Origin of the sequence: Variovorax sp. H27-G14 (assembly GCF_046156345.1) — a bacterium.
Classification (GTDB): Bacteria; Pseudomonadota; Gammaproteobacteria; order Burkholderiales; family Burkholderiaceae_C; genus Variovorax.
In genome coordinates, this window is record NZ_JAYLVN010000057.1 from 1 (window position 1) to 1,041 (window position 1,041).

Consider the following 1,041-nt stretch of genomic DNA (forward strand, 5'->3'; position numbering starts at 1 on the left):
GCGGGCCTGGACGTCAAGCGCATCATCAACGAACCCACCGCAGCGGCCCTGGCCTTCGGCCTGGACAAGAAAGACAAGGCCGACCGCAAGATCGCGGTATATGACCTGGGTGGCGGCACCTTCGACATTTCGATCATCGACATTGGCCATGTAGAGGGCGACAAACAGTTCGAGGTGCTGTCGACCAACGGCGACACTTTTCTGGGCGGCGAAGACTTCGACCAGCGCATCATCGACCACGTGATTGCCGAGTTCAAGAAAGAGCAGGCCGTGGACCTGGGCAAGGACGTGCTCGCGCTGCAGCGCCTGAAAGATGCGGCGGAGAAAGCCAAGATCGAGCTGTCCAGCAGTGCGCAGACCGACATCAACCTGCCCTACATCACAGCCGATGCCTCGGGTCCGAAGCACCTGAACATCAAGCTGACCCGCGCCAAGCTGGAAAGCCTGGTCGACGAGCTGGTCGAGCGCACCATTGCGCCTTGCCGCCTGGCCATCAAGGACGCCGGCATCAGCGTGAACGACATCAACGACGTGATCCTGGTCGGTGGCATGACCCGCATGCCCAAAGTGCAGGAAAAGGTGAAGGCCTTCTTCGGCAAGGAACCGCGCAAGGACGTGAACCCCGACGAAGCCGTGGCTGTCGGCGCTGCGATTCAAGGGCAAGTGCTCTCGGGCGACCGCAAGGACGTGCTGCTGCTGGACGTGACCCCGCTGTCGCTCGGCATCGAGACCATGGGCGGCGTCATGACCAAGATGATCACCAAGAACACCACGATCCCGACGAAGTTCGCACAGACCTTCTCGACCGCCGAAGACAACCAGCCGGCCGTGACCATCAAGGTGTTCCAGGGCGAACGCGAAATTGCCTCGGGCAACAAGGCACTGGGCGAGTTCAACCTGGAAGGCATTCCGCCGGCATCGCGCGGCACGCCGCAGATCGAAGTGAGCTTCGACATCGACGCCAACGGCATCCTGCACGTGGGCGCCAAGGACAAGGGCACGGGCAAGGAAAACAAGATCACCATCAAGGCGAACTCGGGC

At 61.6% G+C, this 1,041-nt stretch carries 1 protein-coding gene; it reads left to right on the forward strand.

Translation table 11 applies throughout. The features are described from left to right. Positions 1-1,041 (forward strand): Hsp70 family protein (locus tag VLK31_RS36190; protein WP_409173318.1); only part of this gene is annotated, 1,041 nt, incomplete at both ends.